The sequence below is a fragment of the Blastocatellia bacterium genome, assembly GCA_016713405.1.
GTDB lineage: Bacteria > Acidobacteriota > Blastocatellia > Chloracidobacteriales > JADJPF01 > JADJPF01.
The window spans coordinates 322,179-348,296 of record JADJPF010000004.1; the positions used below are offsets into that span (position 1 = coordinate 322,179).

Below are 26,118 nucleotides of genomic sequence, written 5' to 3' on the forward strand. Positions count from 1 at the left end.
ATCAGGGCTAAAAGATGCAGAATTTACCGAATTTTCTATGACCTGAGAAAGTGACTAATAATTTACCAGAAGCAATATCCCAGATTTTAGCGGTGTTATCAGCACTTGCTGTTACTAATTTTTTATTGTCAGAGCTAAACGCTACATAGTTAACGCTTCCTTGATGATCTTGTAGTGAAAAGAGCAACTTGCCGCTTTCAGCATCCCAAATTTTAGCAGTTCTATCTAAACCAGATGTAGCAATCAACTTACCATCAGGACTAAAAACAGCAGAATTTACTGCTGCGTTATGACCAGATAAAGTTAATAAAACTTCGGCTGTGTCAGTTTTCCAAACTTTTGCAGTGCCATCTAAACTTGCAGTTACAATTTTGCTTGCATCAGGGCTAAAACTAGCAGAGCGAACACAATCTTTATGTCCTTCAAATGAGCGCAAAAGCTTTCCTGTTGAAGCTTCCCAAAGTTTTGCAGTTTTATCAGCACTTGCTGAAAGTATATTTTTTCCATCAGGGCTAAATGTTGAATGAAAAACAAAATTTTTATGCCCAGCAATTGTAAGCGGTTGAACTTGATTAAATTGTAGCAAAGATTGTGAAAGCAAAAATTTTAATGAATATTTGTTATTACCTCCACTATAAGCTTCCGTTAAATAAAGAACTGCTTGGTCAGCTTTGTTAGCAAGTAAAGCTTGGCGACCTTGTTCCTCATAAAGACTAAGGATTTTTTCTTTTGTTTGTTGATTTTGCCAGTAAAAAACAATGGACGTAATTGCTAAAAATATAGCTGCAACAGAGCTTAAAATTCGCCGTTGACGTTGAGCGCGAGAGGCTTCATTTAAGCTAGCAGTAGCAAAAGCGTTTTCAATATCTGTTAATTTTCCGTTGTATCGTGAATGCCAAAGTTTATATTCTGTTAGTGCTTCATCACGCCAAAGTAAGCCTTTTGGACGGCCTCGCTCTTGCCATTGCCTGGATGCAGCTTGAAGTTGATCGCGTAGTCTTGCACCCTCAGCAGTTTCTTGCTGCCATTTAACCAGTCGAGGCCAGGCAGAAAGCAAAGCTTCATGTACAACTTCAATTTGTTCTAAGCCGTCTTCACCCTCTGAGGCCGTTAATAAACGCGAAGCAACAAGTTTTTCTAGTACATCTTGATTTTCCGCGCCTAAAATTTGATAAAGTTCATCACGCTTCATTACAGCACGAGTTCCTTCACTAGTAACAAGACGTTGAAAAGCGGCTCTAACTAATTTTTGTTCATGCTGCGTCATGCCTTTCATCATTTCTTCAGCATGACTTGCTAAGGCACCACCAACACCACCTAATGCGTCATAGGTTTTGCGTCGCAGTTGCTTAAATTGACGGTCTCTAAGCTCCCAAAGTTTTGCAGCCGTAAAAGCAAGTAGCGGTAATGCTCCAGGTCGACCTATCACAGACTCAACCATTTCTAGCGGCATTTGTTTATCTTCAAAAATATAGCCAGCACGACGAGCAGGTTCTATAAGGATTCTAACTAAATCATCTTTGCCAGGTGTGGAAAGAAGTTCTAAGCTAGTTGTAACGCGCTCGCCAATTGCAGGTAATTCTTTGACTTTAAGCAAAAAATCATCTCTAACAGTTAATATAACGCGGATAGATTCTTCTTCAGAACGTGCAGCATTTGATAAAGCTAAAGCAAAAAGATCTCGTTCTGTTTGATCTTGGCAGAGTGTAAAAAGCTCTTCAAATTGGTCAATAACAAGCACAATAGCTTTATCATAAATATCTGATGATGCGCGAAGTGCATTTCCTAACGCATTTGCGTCATGTTTTAATGCAATATGTAAATCATGAACTTCTATTCCTTCTTTGATTAATCGGCTTCTTAATGTTGTTAGGGGAAAAGCACCAGGTCGTAAAGTTATTAATCGAGAATTTTCTAACCAAGGCAAAACGCCAGCTTGAATAAATGAGCTTTTACCTGCTCCCGAAGGCCCTGCAACAACTAAAAAAGCTTGATTACGCAATCGATTAAGAAAATTTTGTGTTTCTTTTTCACGACCAAAAAATATTTCTGAATCACTTGTGCTAAATGAAACTAGACCAAGATAAGGTGTTTGTTCTTGGGTGATTAATTCACCTGTTTGTGTTTGTGTATCAAAAAGATTTTCTCCAAACCATTGCCAAAAATCTTCGTCATAAAGTTCAAAGCTTGATGGAATTGCTAGGAATTTTGCACCTGTGCGGCCTTTTCCAGAAAAGAAAAATAATTCTTCTGTTGCTGCTGTTGTTGGTGCGGCTAGTTGAACAAGCGGCCATAGAGAAATAATTACATCACCTTGAGCATTTGCTAAAACTACTTTATTTTCTTCAAGTAAAGCTTCATTGGAGACAAAAAAAGATTCTTTTAATTGATGTCCCATCCATTTTTCAGAGTGGTTTTTTCTTGGGACTATTAAGTTGTAGTCAGAAAGAAAAGTTAGTGAGCGAAGCAAAGAAACAAGTTGCGTCATTTTTTCATTTAACAAATTTTGCAAGTATGCTTCTTTGTCGCTTGCTGTACGTGACTGGCACATTTCAAGAATTGATTGGAAAAGATTTATTTGATTTGTTTTTTTATCGCTATTTGGTTCATAGAAAAAAGTTATTAATTCTGGAATTGGATAAGCATCACGTTGAAAACAAAAAGGTTTGCATAATTCTTGAGCAAGCTCTAACCATTCTATTTCATTAAGATTTTGTTGGCTAAGTTTTTGTATTGTATTAAGTATAGAAGTAGAATCATTTTTGCTTCCGCTACCTACACGAACGCGACAAGATAGAGCTAAAACGCCTAAATATTGTGCTAAAACTTGTAAAATATCAGAAATACGCTCTCTTGCTTGGTAGGAGTTACGAGTGGCAGATAAATTAGCAACAGAAGCGGCCAAAGGTTTAGGAGCATTAGTTAAAAGTTCTTCTCTTAAAAGCTCTTCAAGCTGGGGCAATGGGGTTTTAAGTTCAAGCATTCCGGCTGCTTCACGAAAAGCGGCAGCAAATTCTAAAGCTGTTTGGTAGCGGTCAGCTTGCTTTTTTGCCATTGCTTTTTTAATTACTTCATCAAGAGCTATTGGAAAGGAACCTTCTAAGGAAGGAACCGGCTTAAACATATGTGCAAACATAAGTTGAGGGCCTGTTAATGGAAAAGGAACTTTACCTGTAAGAGCCTCAAAAGCTAGCACACCTAGAGCATAAATATCTGTGCGAGTATCAGCATTTGAACCACTTTCCCAAAGTTCTGGAGGCATATAACGAGGTGAACCTATTGCACCTGTAGCATCTTTTTGAGTTTGTTTTGCTTGGTTGGAATTTGTATCTTTAGCGTTTTGCTCAGTTGAAGAATTTATGGTTTCGTTTGTGTTCTCGCTAAACTCTTTTTCTAAGTCGCTAGTAGTAAATTTTTGCTCTTGGGTTGTTAGATCGTTTTGCTCTAAACCTTTAGCTATACCAAAATCAAGCAGTTTAGGAAGCAAGCGACCAGCGCGAGAAATAACCATTACATTAGATGGTTTTATATCACGGTGAACAATTCCGCTTTCATGTGCTGTATGAACGACTTCGCAAATCTTTTCTAAAAGAGGAACAAATCTTTCTAGTGACAAAGGGCCTTGAACTTTTAATAAATTGCTTAGAGGTGTGCCATTTACTAACTCCATAGCAATCCAAAGTAGCCCGTCAGTTTCTGCTCCAAAAGCGTAAACCGAAGCTGTGTAAGGATGTTCTAATTTAGACGCAAGTTTAGCTTCTTTCTTAAAACGTTCTATTAATTTTTGGTCAGAATTATGTTTATTACGAATAACTTTAATAACGGCTTCACGCCCAAGAATAGGCTGTTCAGCACGATAAACCGTTCCATAACCGCCTTCTCCAAGCTTTTCACGAATAATAAATTCCCCTAATGTGCGACCTATTAATGTTGTAGGTTCTTCTTTTAGTAGTAGCATAGCTTTTTCTCCCACAAAAACTTAATTTTTAGATGGTTATCCGTAAGTATTAGCAGGTTTTAGTATTTTGTTGGATAACATAAAATTTTGGGCTTGTTTTGTTATTAGGTAAGGCGCGAAAAGATAAAAAAGTGGACAAAATTTTTGCTGGATAATTAAGTTTGTGATTTGCTTATATTGTTTCAATGGTACAATTCAAAAATCTTTTTCAATAATTATATACTTAAGGGAAAATTATTATGTCTAATCAAACTAGCTCTAAGACAAGCTTAAAAAAATGGGTTCGACGTTTAGTTTTAGGTTTTGGAGTGATTTTTGGAGTAATTTTAGCTGTGAATTTATACTTAGGCTTTTTTCCTGCTAGCATTAAATCACCTGCAAAAAGATATACAATTGAAAAAGTTTCTGATGCAGAAAACGCTTGGTTAGACTATAAACTTGCTACAGAAGTGTTTAAGGATAGTGATAAATCCGTATGGGAAAAATATGATGGACTTGCAGAATTAACTCCTGAACAAGAAGCAGATTTGGATAAACATATCAAAGCAATAGATTATCTAAAAGTAGGAGTAAATAAACCTAAGTTTCAATTTTACAAAGAATTAGCAACACATGACACCAAACTTTTAAGCATTACCGATTTTATTCACTTAAGTAAATTAGCTATTGCCCAAGCTTCTCGCTTAGAAAAAGAAGGCAAATCAAACGAAGCTTTAGACTTAGAATTAGCTGTTTATCATATGGGTACACAAGTATTTGAGCCTTATACACCTATGACATCGGCATTGTTGTCATGGAGTTGTCATAGAGTGGTTGCTAAAGCTTTGTTTAAGAGACTAAATAAAGGTGGTGGAGACAAGGATTTATACTTAAAAATAGCAAATAAAATAGCAGAAGATGACAGCAAATCTTCTACTCCACAGGAGATTATGGAATGGGAATGGCAATTTGGTAATAGGTCTTTAGAAGATTCCTTAGTTAATGGCCCCACACAAAAACAGTTTCCTAAAAATCTATCTGTAAGGGTTTATAATAATTTTGTACTTAAACATAATGAGATGGTAGAAAAACTTATAAAACCAAGTCTTGAAACACTTGATGTTAAAGCTATGCAAGAAGTGGATAAGAAAATAAGTGAATTTATTGAACAAGAAAATAAATGGTATAAAAACTTATTTGTAGATAAATATATAGCCTCAGTATTGTTTAGTGTAGCCATACCAAGTGCAAAAGGTGTAGTAAACAGTTTTTACGCCGAAAGAGCAAACGCAGCCGCACTTGAAACTTTAGCTATAATTCGAGCTTATGAACAAGAAAATGGGAAATTCCCTGAGAATTTAGAAGCAGCTTTACAAGATGCAAGCCTAAAAATACCTTTAGATATAGCTACAAAAAAAATTGCTGGTTATAGGCTAGAAAATAATAAGCCTATTGTATGGTTAGCGGGTTTTGATGGAAAAGATGATGGTGGAAAAACTGCTTATAAAAACGCTAGAGTTGCAACAGATGGAAGTGATTTCATTTATTCACTTGGTGAAATTCCAGAACATTTAATTGAAGGAAAAGCTTCAGCAAAGTAATAAAAATGATTAGTTTTTAGATCTAATATTTGTATTGTTTTTTTGAAGAGAGCTTTTTTTCTTTAATAGAAAAATATATAAAAACAATACTTGCGATTAAAAAAAGCGATGTCCAAGAAATATATATGGAAATCAATCTTTTCTTGGACTTTTTTGCTTTAAGTTCTATCTTTTTTTAAATTACAAATCAAATTAAAAAACTCTCCAAACCATTATTTAATCTCGCGTTAATGATCAAACCCTTCAAATTTTCTAACAAATGCAAAATAGGAAGGTTAGCGATAAATATTTGTAATGTTTTTAAAATAAAAATCATTAAAGTGTATAAAGTTTAAGAAGAGGATTTTAAGTTCATGAATAGTTTTATTAGAAAAAACTTAGCTAAAATATTTATAATAATAGCTTTATCAATGTTTTTAACTTCAAATTTGCAAGCACAAACCAATGATGAAAACTCATTAAAAGAATTGTATAAACAACTCCCAACTAACAATTATACAGCTAAACTATCAGCAATTGGTAAATTACCAGAAGAAACTAAAAATTTAGTTGCCTTAATTGCACAAGATCAAAGTAAAGATAAACAGATTCGTAAAATGGCAATAGAGATCTTGAAGGAAGTAGCTTTAAAAAGAATATAGGGAGTTGTAAAACGATCAGATTTTAATACAAATAACAATGCTGTGAAAACACTTATTCTAATTGCAGAAAACCAAAGTGAAGATAAAGAAATTCGTAAATACACAATAAACAACTTAAGCTTTTTATATAGTAAACAAGTTAAAAAATACCTTAATAAACCTCTTAAAAGATAATGATATAGATATACTAAATTCTAGTTTTTCTGCTTTACAAAGTATAAATTCAAGGCAAAAACTATCTAAAAAAGAGATTGTTCCTGTTTTGCTAGATATAATTAAAGAAAATAGAGATCCAAAGGCTCAAAAGCAGATAGTTAATTTTTTATCATGGTTAAAAGATAAATCTGTAGCCCAAACTTTAATAAGTCTTATGAAGGAAGGGAAAATACCAGATACCATACATCATCAGATTACTTATAACTTAGCAGATATGGACATTAAAGAGCTAACTTCTGATCTGTTATTTATGCTTAACAACAAAGAAATGTATGAAGGAAGCCGTAGTACCATAGCTAGGTTATTGGGTAAATCAAATGTGAAGGAAGCAATTCCTAGTTTGCTTAATATCTTAAAAGATGTATATGAGCCTATTCATTTACGAAGCAATGCGGTAAGGGTTTTGGGAAACATGGAAGCTAAAGAAGTAATTCCAGATTTAATAGCTGCTCTTAAAAAAGAAAAAGAAGAGGCTGTTTATAGAGAAATATTTTTAGCTTTGGGAAATATGGGAGCTAAAGAAGTAGTTCCAAATTTGATAGATTATTTTAAGACAACAAAAGATATTGAAATTGAGCGTCGTAAAACTATAACTTTAGCTTTGGAAAGAGTAGGAACTAAAGAAGTAGTTCCATATTTAATAGTTACCGCTTTTAGAAAAGATGAAAGTGCTGATGTTAGAAACTCTATGCTAGAGCTTTTAAGAAAGTTGGCTACAAGTGAAACAGAGGAAATTTTTATTTCAGCACTTAAAAATGAGAATTTAGAAGTTCGTAGATATGCAGCTAAAACTTTAGTCAGTATAGCGACAAAACAAAATGGTGCTAAATTAATAAAAATACTGCAAGAAGATAAAGAAATAGAAGTTCGTAATCAACTAACAGAAGCTTTAATAAAAATAGAAGTACATGACGAAAATCAACTAACACTATTTGATTTGCTTAAGAATGAAGATATAGAACTTCATAAATATGTACTGAAAGTTTTAAGCAAATTTAGTTATTACGATACTTTGCAAATATTAAAAGAAAAGCAGCAAATTATCCCTATCCTAATTAATTTACTTAGAAATGCTGATGCTGATATTAAAAATAACTCTGAGGCTCTTTTAACTAAACTAACAAGGGATGAAAATATAGAAGATCTGATTGTTTTGCTTAAGGATCATAATGCAAATGTTAGACGTGTTTTTGTTAAGATTTTGGGTGATTTAGATAGTCGGCAACTAATTCCTGATTTGATAAGTCTTTTAGATGATAAAGATAATGAAGTGGTAAAGGAAACCATTATGGTTTTAGGGAAACTAAAAGCTAAAGAAACTATTCCAAATATAATTAAATTAGCAACTCACAAGGATGAATTTATACGGGGTGTTGTCGTTGAGCAGTTAGCAAAACTAGAAGCAAAGGAAACTATTTCTATAGCAACTTTGATGTTAAAAGATGAAAGTAAATTTACCCGCAAAGCAGCTATTAATAGCCTAATAAGTCTTGAAAATAAAGAAGCAGAAAACATATTGATAAAAATGTCAGAGGACAAAGAATTATATGAAGATATAGCAATAGCTTTATCTTCATATACAAAAAAAGATGTAGCAGCCGAAATATTAATAAATATGCTTAAAAGAGAAGATAAAAATGTGAAACGTGTTGCAATTACATCTTTAGATATTTTAGGCAATAGAAAAGCCGTTGTAATGCTAGTAGATGCTCTTAACAATGAAGATATGGATATTCGTAAAGATATAATTATTGCTTTACAAAATAATAAAAATACAGCGAGAATTATTGAAGAATTAGGAGAAGTAGAGCGTAAAAATCTAATTGTAACTCTAGTAAAGAGCGTTAATTTTGCAGGTTATTCTATAAATCAACAATTAATAGGGATAATAGATAAATTAACAGACGATTCAAAAATTATCGCTTTAATGGCTGCTTTTGAGTATAAGAATAAAGAAATTGAGAAAACTTTTTTTAATAGAGCTTATATATCTTCTTTATCTTTATTTGATCTAAAAATTAAAAAAGAAGCTACAGAATACTTATTAAAAATTTTAGTTGATAAAAGCCAATCGGAGGATACGCGTCATAAAGTCACTCAGTTTTTAGGAAATTTAGGCTCAAAAGAAGCTACTTTACCTTTATTGAGTATTTTCAAAGATAAAAATGAAAGTATGGAATTACGTAGAATGGCAGTTGATGTATTAGGCGAATTAGAAGCTAAAGAAGTAAGTCCAAAGCTAATAAAAGTTTTTGAAACAGATGAAGAGATACCCTTAGTCTATATTGTTACAACATTAGGCAAATTAAAAGCAAAAAGAAGCAATTCCTAGCTTGCAAAGTCTTCTAAAAGACATAAATGTTCAGTTTGAAGAATCAAGCCTTTTAGCACTTTATATTGCAGAAGCATTGGGTTCTTTAGGTGCTAAAGAAGCCACTTCAGATATAATAACTGCTTTAAAAAAAACAGATGATAATTTTTATAAAACTGCGTTTATCGACGTGTTAAGAAAATTAAATGCTAAAGAACTAATTCCAATTTTGATAGATTTTGTTGAAGATGAAGCAACTGATTCTTCTGAAAGATCTTATGCTGTTTCTGCAATCTACATTTTAGGCCAATTAAAAGCAAAAGAAGCAATTCCAATTTTGATTGAGAGCTTAAATAGCCCAAATGATTATGTAAAAGAAGCTTCTGCTAGAGCATTGGGAGAATTAGAAGCAAAAGAAGCAATTCCAATTCTAATAAATATCTTAAAAGATAAAGATACTAAAGATAATCTTAGGCACAACCTAAATAATGTATTAAAAAAGCTAGGTGCAAAAAAAACAATTCCAGATTTGATAAGTGAGTTAAACATCTTAGAAAATTCTTCATCTATAGAACAGGCTTTAACTGGTTTAGTAGGAAAAGAAGCGATAGATACTTTAACTGAGATTTTACAAGATAAAAATAAGTCTAGTGTGAAACGTAATGCAGTAGCCAGCGTTTTACGCAATCTAAGTGCAAAAGAAACTATTCCTACTTTTATAACTGCTTTGTCTGATGAAGATGAAAATATCAAAAATACTGCTTTTAATGCTTTATATGAGTTAGTTACAAAAGAAAACATTCCAGAACTAATGCTAGCTCTAAAAACAGAAAATGAGTTTACACAAATTAGAATTATTCAATTGTTAGGACAAGTAGGAGCAAAACAAGCAGTTCCATTATTAATTGAAACTTTAAAAGATGGGACTTTAGAAGTGAGAAATCGAGTTGTTCTTAGTTTAGGCTCTATAGACAGCAAAGAGTCTATAAATGCACTAATTAGTGTGATTAAAGATAAAAATGAAGAAAAAAAGATTCGTGCCTCTGCTTGCTATAGTTTAGCTAGCTTAACTGCCCAAGAAGCGATACCTGAATTAATTAAAATTTTTGTAAATAAAAATGAGCCTGAAAAATTGCGAATAGTAGCTGCTAACAGCTTGAAAGAAATAGATTTAGAAAAAACAAAGGATTTATTTATTAATGCTTTAGATGATAAAAACCCAAATATTCGTAGAACAGCAGCTTATATTTTAGGTCGTTCAGGAGCAAAAGAAGCAATCCCAGAATTAATAAAAGCTTTTAATGATAGCCCAAAAGAAAGGTCTTATGTTTTAGATACTTTTATAAAGCTTCAAGCCGTAGAAACCTTGCCATTATTGATAGAGTCATTAAAAGATAAAAATGAATATGTTCGTAGAGATGCTGCATCAGCTTTAAGCGAAATAAAATCTCAAGAAGCAATTCCTTATTTAATAGAGTTATTGAAAGGTGAAAATTTTGATGCAATATGTGTTGCAGCAAAGGTTTTAGGAGAATTAAAAGTCAAAGAAATAATTCCTGACTTAATAAAGTTGCTAGAGCATGAAAAATAGTAAAGTTGTATCTGTTGTAGCAACAACACTAGGGAGACTTAGGAGCTAAAAGAAGCTACTACTCAACTACAATCTTTATTAAGTAGAGAGATTAGAAATAGACAACTTAAATTTTTTTATTTTGATAACTATAAAGAAGAAGTTTATGGATCCGTGGCAGTAGCTTTGAGCAAGTTAGGACAAAAAGATATTGAAACAAGATTAATAGCTAACTTAAAGGATGAGTCTTATAGTAATTTTCATAGTCAGATTATTAAAGCTCTAGGTTTATTAAAATCCAAAAAATCAATACCCCTTTTGATTTCTAAATTGAAAGATAAAAACATCGAAAGGCAATTACGACAAGATATAGTAGGAACTTTAAGTGTTATAGGTGGGAAGCTAGCTACAGATACTATAATAACTATTTTGAAAGAAGATAGTTATTTTTTTCTTCGTAGTGCAGCACTTAAAGGATTAAGCGATTTAATGGGGAAGCAATCAATCCCTATTTTAATACCAATTCTTAAGGGTAAAACAGAATCTATACGTAGTGAGGCAGCAAAAGCTTTAGGCAACTTAAAAGCAAAGGAAGCTATTCCGGCTTTAAACCTACTTTTAGAAGACGATCGTTTCTATGTTCGATATAGTGCTAAAAAGGCATTAAAAGAAATAAATAAAGAATAACTTTTAGCAATAAACAACCTAATTTTTATTAATAAAAGTTTTATGAATCCAATCAAGGGTATCTTTTATGCTTTGTTTGATGTCCATAGGCTTCCAGCCTAATTCTTTTTTAATTCGTTCGCTAGAAATATACTGGGCTTTACCATTAAAGTCTTCTAACATCTCGCTAGTAATTTGACGAGGTGCGCCAGTAAGCTTATAGCCTAACCAATCAAAAAGTGGGATAATTCCAGCAACAGCAACAGGAATTTCAATAAGCGGTAATTTTACTCGGTCGTCAATTTCTTTAGCCAAAGCTAAAACATCTTTTAACCAAAAACATTGATCTGTAGCAATATATCTACCTTCAGCCTTGTCATTTTCATAAGCAAGTAGATGTGCTGTAGCTACATCACGAACATCAACATAACCTAATCCAAAGCGAGGGACAGCAGGAACTTGGCCTCTTAGAGCTAGTTCAAAAGGTTGGGTTGTTGGAGTATGACGATAAAAGCCTGGGCCTAAAACACCAGACGGACAAATTGTTACTAAATTTAAGTTATTTTTTTTAGCAAAGTCCCAAGCCTTCTTCTCTGCTTGAGTTTTAGCAACCATATAAGGGCTACAAGCCTTATCATTCCAATTATTTTCATTTAGCGGATTATCTTTTTGACCATCAGAACCTACAGCAGCAATACTAGATGTAAAAACTACTTTTTTAACTCCTGCATCTTTACAAGCCTGTAAAACATTGATTCCACCAATAATGCTAGGGTCAAGGATATCTCTTTGTGGGTCGTCTGAGATTGTGGTGTAGGCGGCTGCTACTTGAAAAACGCCATCCATTCCCTTAGTTGCATTTGCTAGCGTTTCTGGCTTCATAATATCAGCAGAAACTATTTCAATGGGCAAACCTGCTAGAGGTTGGGTCAGATCTTTTTTATTTGCATCTCTAACAGAAGCACGTACTTGATAGCCGCGATCTACTAAAAGTCGGACTAAAATATTGCCTACATGCCCATTTGCACCAGTTACTAAAACTTTCTTCATAGCAAATACACCTAGTTTAATAGAATTAAAATGATTTATTTATTTGTGGGAAATTAGCATATTAGCATGAAAATTATGATTTAGAAAAAGAGTGTAGGAATGGATAGCTTTTCTGAGAAATTCAGGGACAAATCAAAAAAGCTGTTTAACTGAAAATATATTTTACTTAGGAAGAAATTCTTTACCAGTAGTTTTAATTGATCTTACTGCAATTTCTATTTCTTTTCGTACTTCCTGATAGCTTTTATCTATTGGAGTATATTCAAGTTCATTATCTGTTGAGTTATTTGGAGTATTTGGATTATTTGAGCTATTAGCATTTGGTGATAAGACAATAGGAACACGCCAGTTTCTTACAGCTTCACCTTCAACAACAAAAAATTCCATGTTGGAAGTTTAAGAGTCTATAAAAGGTCTGTTCATAAACTAAAAAAACTAAAACTTCTATATCTTTATTAAATGTGTCGTTTGCATTAATGTTTTGCGTTCCTGACCAAACACGGACATCTTTTAATCGATTGTCGCCTTTGATAATTTCTGTTACTTGGAGTGAGGCTAATTGAGTGTAGTCTAAATAACTGGCCTTTTCTACTTTTTTTACTTTGGCGCGTACTATTACATCAGCCCTTACAGATAATTCATTGACAGGCATTACACGAGAGCCAGAAATTCCTAAGATTTGTGCAGATAAATTTATAGTAAAAAGAATTAATATTAATAAAGATAAAATAAGCTTTTTCAATTTTTTAACTCCAAAGTAGCATTATAAAGTCGCTCTTTTGATGTCTTGAATAGATAAAAATGTTTTCCAACAAAACTTAAATGTATATCAATTTTTACATTATTAGTAAAGATAATAGTTTATAGCTTTAGATTATTCGTCCTATTAAATCATAGTCATGAGCTTCGGTAATTTCTACTGTGACAAATTTACCGTTTTCAGGTGAAAAATCTTCTGGCGCGTCATTAATTAATATGCAGCCATCAATGTCAGGTGCTTGAAACTCAGTTCTACCTTGCCAAAGTAGATCGCTTTCCTTAGATGGGCCCTCAAAAAAGACTTTTACTTTTTGGCCTATCATTTTTTTATTACGGCGGCGAGAAATCTTTGCTTGCTGTGCCATTAATTTACGTTGACGAGCTTGAGCCGTTCGCAAAGGTACTTTATCAGCTAATTCATAGGCAGGCGTGCCTTCTTCATCAGAATAAGTAAACACTCCTAAATGATCAAACTCCATTGCTTTGCAAAAATCCATTAATTCTTGAAAATCTTCTTCAGTTTCTCCAGGAAAGCCAACAATAAAAGTAGTTCTAAGTGCAATACCTGGCACACGTTCGCGCATTCGCATAACTAACTTTTCTACAAACTCACGATTTCCCGGGACGTTTCATAGCTTTTAACATTCGAGTGCTAGCATGTTGAAGCGGAATATCAACATATTTGCAAAGCTTTGGTTCTTGTGCAATTACATCTAAAACAGCATTAGAAAGCCGGGAAGGATAGCTATAAAGAAATCGTACCCATTCAATACCTTCTACTTTAGCTAAAGATCTAAGTAAAGTTGCTAGCCCATCCTTAATACCTAAGTCTTGACCATACCAGGTACTATCTTGAGCAATTAGCACTAATTCTTTTACACCTTGAGCGGCCAGCTTTTCAGCTTCATTTAGTATAGAACCAAGACGACGACTACGAAAATCTCCGCGCAGTTTTGGGATAATGCAAAATGTGCAAGGATGCTCGCAGCCTTCAGAAATTTTTACATAAGAATAAAATTTTGGTGTAGTGCGTTTTCTAGGTGTTGCATCATTATAAAGATATGCTGATGCAGGGTTAGCTTGCTCTCTAATAGGTGTTTCACCAGTTAAATCAATAAAATTATCTGTGTCTGATAACACAGCGGCAGGAATAATTGGCAATGAGCGAGAAAAAGTTTTACTGCTTGTGTTTGGGCTGCAAGCAGAGAGAATTTCTTCTACCTCATTAGTGCCTAAAAGAGCATCTATTTCTGGGATTTCTGTTTGTAGTTCTTGGCGGTAACGTTCTACAAGACAGCCAGTTACAATTAATTTTTGGCATTGACCTGTTTGTTTATATTGAGCCATTTCTATAATTGTATCTATAGATTCTTGTTTAGCAGCGTCAATAAAACCACAAGTATTTACTACAATAATATCAGCAGATTCTTTTTCTGGGGTAAGTTCATGTTGGGCATTTTCTAAAAGTCCCATCATTACTTCGCTATCTACTAAATTTTTGGGGCAACCTAGACTAACAAAACCTATCTTACTCACTAATTACTTCCTACTTACTTTAAAATTTTTCGCCAAAAGTTTAATTTAACCAAAAGTAAATTTAAATCCAAGACAGCTAACTAATTACTATGATTAGTTATTCTACTGTAACAGATTTTGCTAAATTTCTTGGTTGGTCAACGTCGCATCCTCGCCTTACAGCAATATGATAAGCAAGTAGTTGCAAAGGGACAATAGCAAGTATTGGGGAAAGTAAATCTGAAGTAGCAGGAACATAAACAACACGATCAGCAACTTCAGCAACTTCTGTGTCACCTTCTGTAATAATTGCTAGCACACGACCTTCACGCGCTTTTACTTCTATTATATTAGAGATAGTTTTTTCATATCGTAATTCTGAAGCACTATTACCTACTTCTTTAGGAGCAATAAAAACTACTGGCAGTTGACCATCTATCAAAGCATTGGGCCCGTGTTTCATTTCTCCTGCTGGATAGCCTTCTGCATGGATGTAGCTAACTTCTTTTAATTTAAGCGCGCCTTCTAAAGCTACAGGAAAATTAATTCCTCGTCCAAGATAAAGAAAGTTGCTGGCGCGTTGAAATTCTTTAGCTAAATCTTCCATTAAATCATCTTGGCTAAGTAAAGCTTCTATTTTGATAGGAATTTCATTTAAGCTAGAAATATGTTTGCGGGCTTGTTCAGGTGTGAGATTGCCGCGAACTTGAGCTAAGTAAAGAGCAAAAAGATAGAGTGCGGTCATTTGTGAAGTAAAAGCCTTAGTCGAAGCTACGCCGATTTCCGGGCCAGCATGAGTTAAAATTGTTCCATGAGCTTCTCTAGTCACCATTGACCCTTGAACATTACAAATAGCAAGAATATAACAATTATTTTCTTTTGCTTGACGAAGTGCGGCTAAAGTGTCAGCAGTTTCCCCAGACTGAGTAATAACTATAAGAAGAGTTTTTTCATCTAGCAATGGATTTCTATATCGAAACTCGCTAGCATAATCTACTTCAACAGGAACGCGGGCTAGTTCCTCAATCATATATTTACCAATATGAGCAGCATGCCAACTAGTACCACAAGCAGCAATTTTTATGCTAGTGATATTACGGAAGTCTTGATCTGTAATCTGCATTTCATCTAAATAAATTTTTCCTGATTCAATGGAGACTCGATTTTGGATAGTTTCTCTAACGGCGCGGGGTTGTTCATAAATTTCTTTAAGCATAAAGTGCTTAAAGCCGCCTTTTTCCGCCATAATTGGATCCCAAGTAATACGTTGGCGAATAGGAGTAACAGGATTACCTTCAAAGTCTGTTGTGACTACTCCATCACGCCTAAGCACAGCCATTTCACCATCACCTAGGAAGAAAATATCTCTTGTGTGATAGAGGATTGCAGGAATATCAGAAGCAATAAAATATTCATTATTACCTAAGCCAATTACTACAGGAGGGCCTTGACGAAGAGCTATAACTTTATCTGGGTCGTCGGCTGACATTACAACAATTGCAAAAATTCCTTTTAATTGGACAGCAACCTCACGGACGGCAGTTTCTAAATTAGGAGCTTGACGGAGGTGTTTTTCAATAAGGTGTGCTACTACTTCTGTGTCAGTTTCAGTAACAAATTGATGGTCTTCTTGTTGGAGACTTCTTTTTAGGGTTAAATAATTTTCAATAATTCCATTATGAACTACTACAATGCGTCCGCTGCAATCGCGGTGTGGATGGGCGTTTTCCTCTGTTGGTCGGCCATGTGTGGCCCAACGTGTATGTCCTACGCCATATGTGCCATGTATTGGATGAAGGCGAATGATTTCTTCTAAGTTTCGTAGTTTTCCTGATGCTCTTCTAAGTTCTAGCTTAGAGTTTTCTACTACAGCAATGCCAGCAGAATCATAGCCCCGATATTCTAAGCGTTTTAGCCCATCCAAAATTACATCAACAACATTTTTATTGCCTACATAGCCAACAATACCACACATAAATAAATTTATTCCTTTCAAAAATAACACAAATAATAATGTGCTTAAACAACTGCTATTGAAATAGGTTGCAAAAGCTTTGCATAAATAAATTAGCAATTTAGCAGAAAGCTCACTCTTAGAGCAACACAGGATTAAGAGGCTTTCCATTTTGCTTTCCTTATGGAATAATGTTCGGAATTTAAGAAGATTAATATTAGAAATAGATAATTGTTTAGGGGGAAATATAATGTCAGATCAAGAAACTACCTATAACGCGGTAGAAAGAAATGGGGTTGTCACCGCAATATGGGAAATGAAAGGACGTAAACACGTTCGCACAATAGACCCACGTAGCAATGAAGGAAAACGGCTATTAGGTTCTTATCAACCCTCACAAGAAGGTGTAGAATCAACTGAGTCAAGCGAGCAACAAAGTGCGTCCTAGAGTTAAAAGCTTTATTTTTCAAAGATAAAAGCCACAAAGTCAAGATTTTAATCAACTTTGTGGCTTTATCTTTTGATGCTTAAATTAGATTAAAAACTAAGAGTCATGTTCACTGGATTTATTGCTAGCTGAAGCAGCTTTAGGACGAGCAGCTAAAGCTGTATTTCCATCTCCTTCTAAACCTAACTGCTCTGCGTAATCACCTGCACTAGGATGAACTAACGCGCCTCCAGATTCTTTATAAAAATCTAAATTGTCGCTATCACCTTCTAATTCTACTAAAACTAAATCGCCTAGTTTAACTTGCTCTGTAGCAACTAAGTTAGACAATGGATAAACAATAAACCTTTCAATTGCGCGTTTTAAGTGGCGTGCGCCATATTTAAGATCTATTCCTTCTTCAAGTAAAAATTTCTTTGATTCCACAGAACATTGAAAGATAAATTTTTGTGCAGTCCCTTTCATTATGCGGTCTTGAACGGCTTTTAATTCTAATTCTAGGATTCTTTGTAAATGATGCTCTTTTAATGATCGGAAAACTACTACTTTGTCAATTCGGTTCATAAACTCAGGGGAGAACTTGCGTTTTGCAGCTTCTGAAGCAGTGCGATAGATTTTTTGGTCTACATCGCTTTCCTCGCCGGCTCTGCCTCGTGCAGGTGCAAAACCTATAGAACCAGAAATTAACTCAGACATTTCTTTTGCTCCAAGGTTGGAGGTCATAAAAATCATAGCTTTAGAGAAATCTACCTTACGGTTATCACCTAAAGTTAAAGTAGCTTTATCTAAAATGCCTAAGAGAAGTTGCCAAAGAGCATCAGACGCTTTTTCTATTTCATCAAAGAGGACAAAGCTAATTTGGTCTTTATCAGTATGATAACGATCCAAATTTTCTTGGGTAAGCATAGGAGAGGTTTCACGATGTCCTAAATAACCAGGGGGCGAACCAATCAACTTAGCAATTTCATGGCTATGTTGAAATTCAGCACAATCTATTTTTATTACTGCATTTGGGTCATTATAAAGCACTTCTGCGGCGGCTTCGACTACACGAGTTTTTCCTGATCCTGTAGGGCCAAGAAATAACATTGTTCCAACAGGTCGTCCAGGATTAGCAAGTCCTGCTAAGTGAATTTGATAAAGATTAGCAATTCGCCTGACGGCACGATCCTGGCCAACAATACGAGACATTAATTTATCTTCAAATTCCTGGGCGCGGGAGCTTTTAAGATTAGGATTAAGTTTTATCCTTTTTTGAGTAGGTTTATTGTCTTTAGACTCTTTAGTTTCTTTTTGCATTGAATAACCCTCTTTTTTCTGCCAGTGCTTAACTCATCCTCAAGCCCAACTTACAAGGAGCTTGATGGCTTACCATTGTGTTACTTCAGATGTATTTCTAAACTAGCGAGTTGGCTTTGGAGATTATAAGACTTTTCATTAGTAACAGCAAAATTTCCTGTCAGAAATATTTACCTTTTTTGGTTTTATTTACCAGATATACGTTAGTTTTCACTACGAAAAACTATTAGATTTGAAAATTCATCTACTTTTAAGTTGAAATTTATAGGTATTAATGTTGTAGAACTATATTCTAGTATAATTAGAGGCCCTACTAATTCTGTACCAACTCCAAGTTCTGAACGCTCATAAACAGGGGTTTTGGTTGGTTTAGAAGAAAAGTAAACTGTGGAGAAAAACTTAGCATTTACCTTTTTTGTATTTGCTCGATGTTGTTTAACAGGTACTTTTTGAGTTTGTCCTGTTGCTCTAAGTTTTAAGCTAACAATTTCTATTTTCCGCGTTGGATCGGCATAACCATATCTTTTTTCATGTGCGCGATGAAAATTAGCTAACATTTGCTTTGACCATAGAATATCTAATTCAAATGATTGACCCTGATAACGAATTGCAGCAGCACGAGAAAATTTTATTTGTTCAATTGTAAAACCCTCTTGCTCTAAGTCATTTTGAGCAATAGATTTAAGCTCGGTAAATATTTCTTCTGCCCTGTCTAAATCTAGCTGTTTTAACATTACTGTCCGAGAATAATCTTTAGCTACATCGGCTTGAAGTACGCCTAAAGCAGAAAGTGCGCCGGGCGAAGGAGGAATCAAGATCTTAGAAATTTTTAGAGCTTGGGCAAGTTCTACAATATGCAATCCGCCAGCACCGCCAAAACTAACTAAAATAAAGTCTTGTGGGTCAAAACCTCGTTCAATTGATACTACTCTTAAAGCTTGTTCCATGTTGGCATTTGCTACAGCAATTACACCTAGTGCAGCAGAAATAGCTGTAGTTTGAAACCCTGTTTTATTTGTAATTTCAGCAGCAAATTTTTCAAAAGCAGCTAAACTTCGCGCTCTATCTAACTTAAGTTCTCCACCTAGCAAACTATCTTCTCCAAAACGCCCTAAAATTAGATTTGCATCTGTAACAGTTAGTTTTTCACCTTGACCATAGCAAACTGGCCCAGGGACGCTTCCAGCACTTTCCGGGCCTACTTTTAATGCTCCACCGCTGTCTAAACAAGCAACTGAGCCACCACCCGCGCCAACCGTATGAATATCTAAAACAGGAACAGAAACAGGTAAACCTGCAATCATCGCCTCATTAGTTGTTGTTGGCTGACCATCAATTAGCGCAACATCTGTAGAAGTTCCACCCATATCAAAAGTGATGAGTTTGTTAAAACCAGCCTTGTTAGCCAGTAAACAAGCACCTAAAACGCCACCTGCTGGGCCAGAAAGAATTGTTCGCACCGGCTCGCGGCTAGCTAAATTAGCAGAAACTACCCCACCGCTAGATTGCATTACTCTTAATGATATAGCTTGGCCTTGAACAACTGTTGATAAGCTATTATTTAATGATGATAAATAGTTTCCTACCTTTGGGCTTAGATAAGAGTTAATTACTACTGTAGCAGTACGTTCATATTCTCTATATTCTGGCAAAATAACGCTGGATAAAGACGTAGGGAAAATGGGAGCAAACTTTTCCGCTATTTTTCTTTCATGAGTAGGGTTAACAAAAGAGAACAATAGACATATAGCAACGGACTCTACCTTATTTTTTTGACATTGAAGCAAAATTTCATCTAGTTGAGATTCATCCAATGGGGCTAAAACATCGCCATTTTTGTTAATACGTTCTTTTACTCCAAAGCGAAGTTTTGAAGGGACAAGCGGTTGGCTACGAGTAACACTAAAATTATAAATTTCTGGGCGGGCCTGACGGCCTATTTCCAATACATCTTCAAAACCTGATGTTGTGATAAGTGCAGTTTTCGCGCCTTTGCGCTCTAGCAAAGTGTTTGTTGCTACAGTTGTTCCATGTACAACTTGATAGCTAGTAGCTTGGAATTTTTCATGAATTTGTTTTAACCCCGCAAGTATAGCGGTTGCAGGGTTATTTGGTGTGGAGGGAAGTTTAAAAGTAAGTAATTTTTCTTTAGACCAAGCAACAAAGTCTGTAAATGTGCCACCTGTATCAATACCAACTAAAACTTGCATGTTATTTTGATTGTTCCAAAGCTTTTTGTTGTTTTAGCTCTTGCATTACACTGCTAATTAATTCTTTAGTGCTTTCTAAATCTTTAATTACTTGTTGAATATCAAGTTTAGGTTTATTTGGATGTCTTGCGCTATGGCAGTAAACTCCATGCATTCCTACTGAAGTAAGTGCATCGGTTAAAATATCAAGCGAAACGGCTAAACGTCCGCGACATTTTCCTAGCATAAACTCATGTTTTTCTAATTCTTCTTGATGAGTCTTAAATACAGACATAAAACCTCTTAATTTCTTTATTTCTTTGGTTTTGAGGGTCGAATTTCAACGCAACTGGGCAAACTTCGCGGATTGTGATGTAGCAGGTCAATAACAACTTGGGCAACATCTTCAGGCATTAATTTCCAGTTTGCTGATTCATCATTAGGGTCTGCACCACGAAAAGAAGTTTTTACGCTTCCAGGTAAAATATAGCTAACACGAATGTTGTCATAACGAATTTCTTGCATTAGAGCTTCAGAAAATCCTATGAGGCCAAATTTAGAAGCATTATAAGCTGAGGCATTAGGGAAAGCATTTCTACCCGCTAAACTGCCAATATTAAAAATATAACCGCCTCCACGCATACGCATTTTAGGGATTGCTTCATGACAACAATAAAACAGGCTATTAAGGTTAGTTTCTATAACTGTGTGCCACTGTTCAACCGTCATGTCTGCTACGCTTGCGAATAAGCCAACACCAGCATTGTTAACTAAAATATCTAGTCCGCCAAAAGTGTTTTCAACATATTGAAAGAGGCTAGCGACTTGGCTATATTGGCGTACATCACAAGTCTTTCCAGTAATGCGATCTCCACCTATTTCTTTTAGCTCGCTAATGGCATGGTCTAATTCTGATTGTCTACGTGAGCAAATAACTACTTTTAGACCTTCTTTTAGTAGCATTGATGCAGTAGCATAGCCGATACCTAGACTTCCGCCTGTTACTAGTGCAACACGTTCATTATTTGTTGAAGACATAGAAACCTCGATACTTAAAATTTCTGCTGGCTATTGTGCCTTAGCTATAGTTATGATTGCAAACTAGGCTAGAAATTTGATGGAAAAGATGTTTTATTTAAGCTAACTTGCTAGAAAATCAGAAAATTTACCTCATTTATAAATTAAGTTTTTTAAGGTAATTGCTATGTCAAAAGTATTAAAAACTGATCAAACAATACAAACACTACAACAAAAGAAGACAAAAGAAATAATTTACCCAGATAGTGACGGTAAACGTATGGCAGATAATACAGAGCAGTTTGACTTAATAGTAGTTGTGAAGCTAGGAATAGAGCTAATTTTTGCTGATGACCCAAATGTATTTGTAGCGGGGGACTTACTTTGGTATCCAGTGGAAGGTGATAATAAGACTAGACTTGCTCCAGACACAATGGTTGCCTTTGGTCGTCCCAAAGGTCGCCGAGGCTCTTATATGCAGTGGAAAGAAAATAATATTGCCCCTCAAGTTGTTTTTGAAGTTCTCTCACCTGGCAACCGTGCTAGGGAAATGAAAAAGAAACTTGAATTTTATGAAAAATATGGAGTGCAAGAATACTACATTATTGACCCTGATAGAAAAAAACTTAAGGGTTATATTAGAGCAGGGGATCAATTATCTCCAATTGTTCAAATGAATGGTTGGGTTAGTCCTAAATTAAAAATAAAGTTTGAAATTAAAGACAAAGAAATTCAACTTTACCGGCCTGACGGCAAACCTTTTCTTGATTACTTAAAAATGGCTAAAAGTATTGAGGAAAAAGAATTGGAGTTAGAGCAGGAAAAAATACGAACTGAAAGACAAAAAGCCCGTGCTGAAGAAGGAGAAGCAAGAGCCGAAGCTGAAAAACTACGCGCTGAAGCCGAAGCAACACGCGCTGAAGAAGAAAGACTACGTGCCGAAGCCGAAAAACTGCGTGCTGAAAAGCTAGCAGAGAAATTACGATTATTAGGAATAGATCCTGATAATCTCTAATAATTGCTTTTAATATGTTGATTATAATAAATTTATGACAGATAAAAAAACAAACGATTTTGAAAAAAAGCCTAAACAGCGACATTGGATAGTCCGACTTCTTTCTATAGTTATTTTAGGAGTATTTATTATTGGTTTAGGTGTAATAGTTGTTGGTAAAGTAACTTATGAAAATTGGAAGAACAGAGCATTATCCGAAGTAGTAGGAAAAGTGCAGGTAACTAGTCTTAAAACAGATGTTACGATTAACCGCGATAAATGGGGAGTTCCTTATATTGTAGCTGGTAATATGGCAGACGTAGCTTTTGCCCAAGGTTATGCAACGGCTCAAGATAGGCTTTGGCAAATGGATTTGCTTAGGCGTGCTGCTAGAGGGGAACTTTCTGCTGTGTTAGGGGCAGGTGAAAAAAGACGCTACTTTAGAAGTTGATAGACTACACCGAAGTTTAGGGTTAAGACGTGCAGCGGGAAAGGGATTTTCCTGGTCTTTCTGAAGACTTAAAACAGATGCTAACGGCTTATTCTGAAGGTGTAAATGCTTATATAACTGCTCATCAAGATAGATTACCGTTTGAATTTAAGATGCTTAGGTACAAACCTGAGCCTTGGCAACCTGTTGATAGCTTGGCAATAGGAAAATTGATGGCACTATCGCTTACAGGGACTTGGAAATTTGATTTAATGCGTGCAGAGTTAAAAGAAAAATTAGATGAAAAAGTCTATAAAATGCTTTTTGATGATAGTAGCGACTTTAGCCAACCGATCTTTGACTTGCCTGCAAAAATAGAAGAAAAGCCACAAGAAAATCTAGAAAAGCCAAAAAAAATACAAGCACAAACAGCTAAAAATAGTTATCCAAAAATAGAAACAGAAATTTTTGCTGCTACTAAAAGAACAGATAATGCTTTGTCAGACTTAGTTTTAAGCAGCAATGAAGCAATGATTGGTAGTAATAACTGGGTAATATCAGGAAAACTTACTGATACTGGTAAACCCTTGCTAGCTAATGATCCTCATCAAGGCTTATCTTTACCAGCGATTTGGTATCAAATAAATTTACGTGCTACAGATGGCAGTTATTATGCTGCTGGCGTTTCTGTAATTGGCGCGCCTGGTGTAGTGATTGGTCATAATGACCATATTGCTTGGGGCGCAACAAATGTAATGGCTGACGTGCAAGATGTTTATATAGAAGAATTTGACCCAACTAACCCTACTCGTTATCGTATTGGCGAAGAATGGAAAGAAGCAGAAATAATTAAAGAACAAATTCAGGTTAGAGAATCGCTTGCAAGCTCTAAAACAAAAACTATTGAGCATGAAATAGTTATCACTCGTCACGGCCCCATTGTTGCAAGTTCTAAAGGTCAAAAAATCGCTCTTTGTTGGACTGGTCGAGATGCTCCATCAGAATTTCCTGTCACCTATAAATTAAATCAAGCAAAAAATTGGCAAGAATTTTGTGATGCTTTGCGCGGTGGAGCAATGCCGATAATTAATTATGTTTATGCTGATAAGGAAGGAAATATTGGCTATTATGCTGCCGGTCGTATCCCAATACGCGCAAATGGCAAAGGAGATTTGCCTTTTGATGGTCGGACAAATGAAGGGGAATGGACAGGTTATATTCCTTTTGAAGAAATGCCACATCTTTATAACCCTGAAAATGGCTATATTGCTACAGCAAATCAACGGTTAGTAGGAGAAAAATATCCTTATCGTATGACTAGCGATTGGGCCCCGCCTTATCGCGCACACCGAATTTACAAATTATTAGCTGAGAAAAAACAATTTACTTTTGCTGATATGCACAAATTACATGGGGATGTTTATGCAATACCAACTAAATTTTTTGCTGATCAAGTGGTAAAACGTGCAGCAGAGCATAAAAATGACCCAATTTGGCAACAAATGGAAAAAGACTTAAATAATTGGGATGGTAATTTAGCTATTAATAGCCGTTCTGCTGCAATTGCTGTAACAATGCGAAATGCTTTTACAGAAGACTTTTTTACTTCTTGGTTAGGAGATTTACGGCCAACTTATAATTGGTATTTACGCTCTAGTGTAATTGATCATGTGATTGCTAATTGGTCGGCTGACTTTTTACCTACAAAATATAAAGATTTTGACACAATGATAGTAAATGCTTATCAAGCAGCAAATAAGACTTTAACGGAAAAACTTGGGTCTGATAGTGCAAAATGGACTTATGGAGGGATAAATAAATTTTCTTTTAACCACCCATTAGCAAAAATTTCTGTATTAAAAACTATTTTTAATTCATCAGATGTTATTGTGGGAGGTTCAGCACATACAATTAATTGTAATGATACAAATGCGGATCGTATTTGGGGGCCTTCTATGCGAATGGTAATTTCTTTAGATGACTGGGATTTAACAACTTTGGCTGTTACACCTGGTGCATCCGGTCAGCTAGGCAGCCCTCATTATTTAGATCAAATAGATGATTGGGCAAGCCTACAACCACATGGATTTCCATTTAGCGAAAAAAACGTAGAAAAATTTTCAGTAGCTAAACTAACCTTAGTTGCTCAGAAAAACTAATTGGCAATAACACTACAAATATAATGCTGTAGAGGTAAGGAAATGTTAAAAAAATCTAGCTTAATAATAATTATTGTGTTGCTAATACTTTCTATAACAATACTAATCAAACCAACAATAGCAGATGAGAATAAAACCGTTGTAATAAACTTTGCTGAATGCAAACCTGACACAAAAGTAATATATGTTGCTTTTGGATCAACTACTTATGAAGTAGTCTCTAAACAAAAAAATAATTGCTTAATGAATTATGGTGGAGAAGTAGAAAATCCTAACTGGGATGGATTTTTAAATATGTCTTGCTCAATTCCTGTTAAGCTTGGAAAGCAAGAATTTAAGGTGACAGACGCAGGAGTTGATTTTTCACCTATAGCTAAATATTGCAAGAAAGATCAAAAGACAACAAGAAATAGCTAGCCAATGGATGCTAGCTATTTTACCTACAATTTTGTTTTTTAAGCCTACAAACTATTTGGATCAATTCCCATAACTTTTAACTTTTCATTTAGAGCAGCTAACTTTTCTTCTAAAGCTTCTTTTTCAGTGCGTTCAGTTTCCTTTTCAGCACGTTCACGTTCTTTTTCAAGAACTTCTTTTTCTAAAGGTGTAGGGATTAAATTACCTTGATGGTCAAACCAACGAAGCCAAGTTTCATTAATGTTTTGATAGCTGCCTTGCCATAAGCCCAAGTAAACGCTAACACTTGGCAAAAAGAAACGTCCGTCTTTGTCTGGTAGAAAGGAAATATAGCTATCACCCTCTAAACGAAAGGCTCGGATTTGTTGAGATAAGTGGTCATAAGTAAAATAAAATGGAACTCTTAAGATTGTTTGATAGACTTCCCATTTACTAAGGGGATCATTATCACTAACCCGTTTTTTAACTTTTTGTCCAAGGTCTTCTTTTTCTGTACTAGGGGAAAGTAGCTCAACTACAATCAAAGGATTTGCTCTTTCTTGCCAAACCAAATAGCTTAACCTTAGAGTCTGATTGTCATAAAGTCTTGGTACGCCTACACAAGCAAACCAATCAGGCCGCTTATACCAGTTTGTGGTGACATCATAATATAAGTTTATATCTGTACCAATAAATACTTCATCTATAGAGTATTCTTGGGTTTGAAAAGTTTCTCTAAGAAGCTGAGATTGAAAAATATGAAATTCGTCTGGCAATCCGCTTTCTCCTATTTCTTCACTTGGTAAATCATACATTGTTGGTAAAGTTTCCCTTGGCGAGCGCGGAGGGTCTTCTTGAGGAGGCATTTTTCTTTTAAAATTTTCTACTTTAACTTGACTCATAATTATTAATATATAAGAAAGATAGCTTAATCATACTAAAAGAAATTGTTCTTAATTCGCCTGT

20 protein-coding genes and 1 pseudogene are annotated in these 26,118 nt (G+C 34.9%); 10 read left to right on the plus strand and 11 right to left on the minus strand.

Translation table 11 applies throughout. The annotated features are described in order from the left end of the window. Positions 1-7: 7 nt before the first annotated feature. Positions 8-3,958 (minus strand): protein kinase, encoded by a 3,951-nt coding sequence (locus tag IPK14_07775; GenBank protein MBK7993315.1) that lies wholly within the window; start codon positions 3,956-3,958, stop codon positions 8-10. Between the two features lie 239 nt (positions 3,959-4,197). Between IPK14_07775 and IPK14_07780 the strand changes: the two genes are divergently transcribed. The 5 genes from IPK14_07780 to IPK14_07800 all read left to right on the plus strand — a co-directional run bounded on the left by IPK14_07780 (position 4,198) and on the right by IPK14_07800 (position 10,963). Continuing rightward, complete coding sequence (locus IPK14_07780; protein ID MBK7993316.1) at positions 4,198-5,538, plus strand: hypothetical protein; 1,341 nt, start codon at positions 4,198-4,200, stop codon at positions 5,536-5,538. 353 nt (positions 5,539-5,891) lie between these two features. Next, positions 5,892-6,179, plus strand: coding sequence for a hypothetical protein (locus IPK14_07785; GenBank protein ID MBK7993317.1), 288 nt, complete (start codon positions 5,892-5,894; stop codon positions 6,177-6,179). Positions 6,180-6,441: 262 nt separating this feature from the next. Continuing rightward, complete coding sequence (locus tag IPK14_07790) at positions 6,442-8,727, plus strand: HEAT repeat domain-containing protein (GenBank protein MBK7993318.1); 2,286 nt, start codon at positions 6,442-6,444, stop codon at positions 8,725-8,727. A gap of 1 nt (position 8,728) precedes the next feature. Then, complete coding sequence (locus IPK14_07795; GenBank protein ID MBK7993319.1) at positions 8,729-10,297, plus strand: HEAT repeat domain-containing protein; 1,569 nt, start codon at positions 8,729-8,731, stop codon at positions 10,295-10,297. Positions 10,298-10,450: 153 nt separating this feature from the next. Next, positions 10,451-10,963, plus strand: a complete 513-nt coding sequence (locus IPK14_07800) for a HEAT repeat domain-containing protein (GenBank protein MBK7993320.1) — start codon at positions 10,451-10,453, stop codon at positions 10,961-10,963. Between the two features lie 18 nt (positions 10,964-10,981). On the opposite strand, the gene IPK14_07805 is transcribed toward IPK14_07800, so the two are convergent. The 5 genes and pseudogenes from IPK14_07805 to glmS form a co-directional block, all read right to left on the minus strand. Next, positions 10,982-11,992, minus strand: coding sequence for an NAD-dependent epimerase/dehydratase family protein (locus IPK14_07805; GenBank protein ID MBK7993321.1), 1,011 nt, complete (start codon positions 11,990-11,992; stop codon positions 10,982-10,984). Between the two features lie 162 nt (positions 11,993-12,154). Beyond that, positions 12,155-12,379 carry a hypothetical protein gene (locus IPK14_07810; GenBank protein ID MBK7993322.1) on the minus strand — a complete coding sequence of 75 codons (225 nt, stop codon included), beginning with the start codon at positions 12,377-12,379 and terminating at the stop codon, positions 12,155-12,157. Continuing rightward, a complete protein-coding gene (locus tag IPK14_07815; protein ID MBK7993323.1) occupies positions 12,360-12,734 on the minus strand; it encodes a hypothetical protein in 375 nt (124 codons plus the stop codon). The genes IPK14_07810 and IPK14_07815 overlap by 20 nt, the downstream gene beginning before the upstream one ends. Positions 12,735-12,861: 127 nt before the next feature. Continuing rightward, positions 12,862-14,227 (minus strand): annotated as a pseudogene (gene rimO / locus IPK14_07820) (30S ribosomal protein S12 methylthiotransferase RimO). A 157-nt stretch (positions 14,228-14,384) separates the two neighbouring features. Beyond that, the gene (gene glmS / locus IPK14_07825) at positions 14,385-16,241 is read right to left on the minus strand and encodes a glutamine--fructose-6-phosphate transaminase (isomerizing) (GenBank protein ID MBK7993324.1); all 1,857 of its coding nucleotides are present in this window, start codon (positions 16,239-16,241) and stop codon (positions 14,385-14,387) included. Between the two features lie 229 nt (positions 16,242-16,470). On the opposite strand from glmS, the gene IPK14_07830 reads away from it, so the two are divergent. Further along, entirely contained in the window at positions 16,471-16,668 is a 198-nt protein-coding gene (locus IPK14_07830) for a hypothetical protein (GenBank protein ID MBK7993325.1), read from the plus strand. Positions 16,669-16,764: 96 nt separating this feature from the next. Here the strand turns inward: IPK14_07830 and IPK14_07835 are convergent, their stop codons facing one another. The 4 genes from IPK14_07835 to IPK14_07850 form a co-directional block, all read right to left on the minus strand. Next, positions 16,765-17,967 carry an ATP-dependent Clp protease ATP-binding subunit gene (locus IPK14_07835; GenBank protein MBK7993326.1) on the minus strand — a complete coding sequence of 401 codons (1,203 nt, stop codon included), beginning with the start codon at positions 17,965-17,967 and terminating at the stop codon, positions 16,765-16,767. A 203-nt stretch (positions 17,968-18,170) separates the two neighbouring features. Beyond that, the gene (locus tag IPK14_07840) at positions 18,171-20,177 is read right to left on the minus strand and encodes a hydantoinase/oxoprolinase family protein (protein ID MBK7993327.1); all 2,007 of its coding nucleotides are present in this window, start codon (positions 20,175-20,177) and stop codon (positions 18,171-18,173) included. 1 nt (position 20,178) lies between these two features. Continuing rightward, positions 20,179-20,451 (minus strand): hypothetical protein, encoded by a 273-nt coding sequence (locus IPK14_07845; protein ID MBK7993328.1) that lies wholly within the window; start codon positions 20,449-20,451, stop codon positions 20,179-20,181. A gap of 17 nt (positions 20,452-20,468) precedes the next feature. After that, positions 20,469-21,194 (minus strand): SDR family oxidoreductase, encoded by a 726-nt coding sequence (locus tag IPK14_07850; GenBank protein ID MBK7993329.1) that lies wholly within the window; start codon positions 21,192-21,194, stop codon positions 20,469-20,471. Positions 21,195-21,360: 166 nt separating this feature from the next. On the opposite strand from IPK14_07850, the gene IPK14_07855 reads away from it, so the two are divergent. From IPK14_07855 to IPK14_07870, 4 genes are read left to right on the plus strand one after another with little or no spacing between them, the layout of a single operon-like run. Beyond that, positions 21,361-22,188 (plus strand): Uma2 family endonuclease, encoded by an 828-nt coding sequence (locus IPK14_07855; GenBank protein ID MBK7993330.1) that lies wholly within the window; start codon positions 21,361-21,363, stop codon positions 22,186-22,188. 34 nt (positions 22,189-22,222) lie between these two features. Continuing rightward, positions 22,223-22,618 carry a penicillin acylase family protein gene (locus tag IPK14_07860; protein MBK7993331.1) on the plus strand — a complete coding sequence of 132 codons (396 nt, stop codon included), beginning with the start codon at positions 22,223-22,225 and terminating at the stop codon, positions 22,616-22,618. A gap of 29 nt (positions 22,619-22,647) precedes the next feature. Next, on the plus strand, positions 22,648-24,756 hold the full coding sequence (locus IPK14_07865; GenBank protein ID MBK7993332.1) for a penicillin acylase family protein: 2,109 nt from the start codon (positions 22,648-22,650) through the stop codon (positions 24,754-24,756). 42 nt (positions 24,757-24,798) lie between these two features. Then, the gene (locus IPK14_07870; protein ID MBK7993333.1) at positions 24,799-25,173 is read left to right on the plus strand and encodes a hypothetical protein; all 375 of its coding nucleotides are present in this window, start codon (positions 24,799-24,801) and stop codon (positions 25,171-25,173) included. 44 nt (positions 25,174-25,217) lie between these two features. Here IPK14_07870 and IPK14_07875 read toward each other — a convergent pair whose 3' ends face one another. Then, positions 25,218-26,018 (minus strand): Uma2 family endonuclease, encoded by an 801-nt coding sequence (locus tag IPK14_07875; GenBank protein MBK7993334.1) that lies wholly within the window; start codon positions 26,016-26,018, stop codon positions 25,218-25,220. Positions 26,019-26,118 lie beyond the last annotated feature (100 nt).

Excerpts from the sequence above, each read along its gene's own strand:
- IPK14_07840 (MBK7993327.1), bottom strand. The coding sequence starts at position 20,177 with ATGCAAGTTTTAGTTGGTATTGATACAGGTGGCACATTTACAGACTTT.
- IPK14_07835 (MBK7993326.1), bottom strand. The coding sequence starts at position 17,967 with ATGCAAAAAGAAACTAAAGAGTCTAAAGACAATAAACCTACTCAAAAA.
- IPK14_07845 (MBK7993328.1), bottom strand. The coding sequence starts at position 20,451 with ATGTCTGTATTTAAGACTCATCAAGAAGAATTAGAAAAACATGAGTTT.
- IPK14_07860 (MBK7993331.1), top strand. The coding sequence starts at position 22,223 with ATGACAGATAAAAAAACAAACGATTTTGAAAAAAAGCCTAAACAGCGA.
- IPK14_07830 (MBK7993325.1), top strand. The coding sequence starts at position 16,471 with ATGTCAGATCAAGAAACTACCTATAACGCGGTAGAAAGAAATGGGGTT.
- IPK14_07780 (MBK7993316.1), top strand. The coding sequence starts at position 4,198 with ATGTCTAATCAAACTAGCTCTAAGACAAGCTTAAAAAAATGGGTTCGA.
- IPK14_07810 (MBK7993322.1), bottom strand. The coding sequence starts at position 12,379 with ATGGAATTTTTTGTTGTTGAAGGTGAAGCTGTAAGAAACTGGCGTGTT.
- IPK14_07875 (MBK7993334.1), bottom strand. The coding sequence starts at position 26,018 with ATGCCTCCTCAAGAAGACCCTCCGCGCTCGCCAAGGGAAACTTTACCA.
- IPK14_07850 (MBK7993329.1), bottom strand. The coding sequence starts at position 21,194 with ATGTCTTCAACAAATAATGAACGTGTTGCACTAGTAACAGGCGGAAGT.
- IPK14_07785 (MBK7993317.1), top strand. The coding sequence starts at position 5,892 with ATGAATAGTTTTATTAGAAAAAACTTAGCTAAAATATTTATAATAATA.
- IPK14_07855 (MBK7993330.1), top strand. The coding sequence starts at position 21,361 with ATGTCAAAAGTATTAAAAACTGATCAAACAATACAAACACTACAACAA.
- IPK14_07870 (MBK7993333.1), top strand. The coding sequence starts at position 24,799 with ATGTTAAAAAAATCTAGCTTAATAATAATTATTGTGTTGCTAATACTT.
- IPK14_07805 (MBK7993321.1), bottom strand. The coding sequence starts at position 11,992 with ATGAAGAAAGTTTTAGTAACTGGTGCAAATGGGCATGTAGGCAATATT.
- glmS (MBK7993324.1), bottom strand. The coding sequence starts at position 16,241 with ATGTGTGGTATTGTTGGCTATGTAGGCAATAAAAATGTTGTTGATGTA.
- IPK14_07775 (MBK7993315.1), bottom strand. The coding sequence starts at position 3,958 with ATGCTACTACTAAAAGAAGAACCTACAACATTAATAGGTCGCACATTA.